At 33.0% G+C, this 979-nt stretch carries 2 protein-coding genes; both read right to left on the bottom strand.

Annotated features, from left to right (window positions below; all coding sequences use genetic code 11):
• Window positions 1–50: 50 nt before the first annotated feature.
• The gene (locus tag CYP28_RS10275) at window positions 51–200 is read right to left on the bottom strand and encodes a hypothetical protein (protein WP_180997926.1); all 150 of its coding nucleotides are present in this window, start codon (window positions 198–200) and stop codon (window positions 51–53) included.
• A 13-nt stretch (window positions 201–213) separates the two neighbouring features.
• The gene (locus CYP28_RS02210) at window positions 214–804 is read right to left on the bottom strand and encodes a hypothetical protein (RefSeq protein WP_103592932.1); all 591 of its coding nucleotides are present in this window, start codon (window positions 802–804) and stop codon (window positions 214–216) included.
• Window positions 805–979 lie beyond the last annotated feature (175 nt).

Below are 979 nucleotides of genomic sequence, written 5' to 3'. Positions count from 1 at the left end.
GTAAAAAGATGTCGTCAAAGAGAGGCTGGAGGTTTGTTAGACCTCCAAGGTTAAAACATATTGTCTAGTAGTTTGATTATTCTGCTGGTAGTCTTTGGAAAAAATGATTTTCCAATTTTTAGCAAGCTGGCATATAGCCCATAAGTTACAGCTAGAAAAACCAAAATTATAACCATCGAAACGAAAACATCTACTATCATTATATCTCCTTTATTAAGCTACTTCGCCTACGTAGGCTTTAAACTCTTCTTCAGTGCCTATGCCTTCTTTAAGCCATCTATTTAGTGCCTCTTCTCTATCGTCTTCATAAATATAATCAGCAAAACCTATCTCGTCCAAGTATCCATCTCTTGAGCCAATGTCAAGCTCTGACCAAGCTTGATAATTAAAACTATGACCTTCGATGCAGTCTTGCGAAATTTCTACTTTATCTTTTTTTACTTCGATGTTAGCAGAGTATTTGCATATAAAGTCACAACCGACTTCGTAATCTACGCAACTTATTTCTATTTTTAGACCTACCATTTCTAGCATAATGCTTTTTATTTCATCGTCGCTTTCATACCACTCTATATTGTTTTGGTAGTTCCAACGACCAGTGCCTGAGAAAGATAGGCTAAATTTGTCTGAGCTTAGGAGTTCGGTATTTTTATTGATTTCGTCCAAAAATATGGTGTCATACTCGCAATAGCCTAGTAGTTCTGATAGTCTTTTAAACCAATCTGCCTTTTTCTCGGCTGTTGCGTCTTTTACATTTGAAAAGTCGAATGTGTAGTCACCAAAAGCTGTGTTTGAGTTTGCCATTTTATATCCTTTATCTTGATGTATAATAGAATTATAATATAAAATGATTTAAAAACAACTTAAATTATATAGTATTTTAGATAAAATAGAGTTTTTTATCTTATTTCAATGTAGCCTTTTTTTATTTTAGATTTTATTAGCTTAAAAATAAACTCTTTGGCTTCCAATAAAGAAC

Origin of the sequence: Campylobacter concisus, from assembly GCF_002914195.1 — a bacterium.
Classification (GTDB): Bacteria; Campylobacterota; Campylobacteria; order Campylobacterales; family Campylobacteraceae; genus Campylobacter_A; species Campylobacter_A concisus_M.
The sequence above is the reverse complement of the archived record's forward strand: the minus strand, read 5'-3'. Positions and strand labels throughout refer to the sequence as shown.

Excerpts from the sequence above, each read along its gene's own strand:
- CYP28_RS10275 (WP_180997926.1), bottom strand. The coding sequence starts at position 200 with ATGATAGTAGATGTTTTCGTTTCGATGGTTATAATTTTGGTTTTTCTA.
- CYP28_RS02210 (WP_103592932.1), bottom strand. The coding sequence starts at position 804 with ATGGCAAACTCAAACACAGCTTTTGGTGACTACACATTCGACTTTTCA.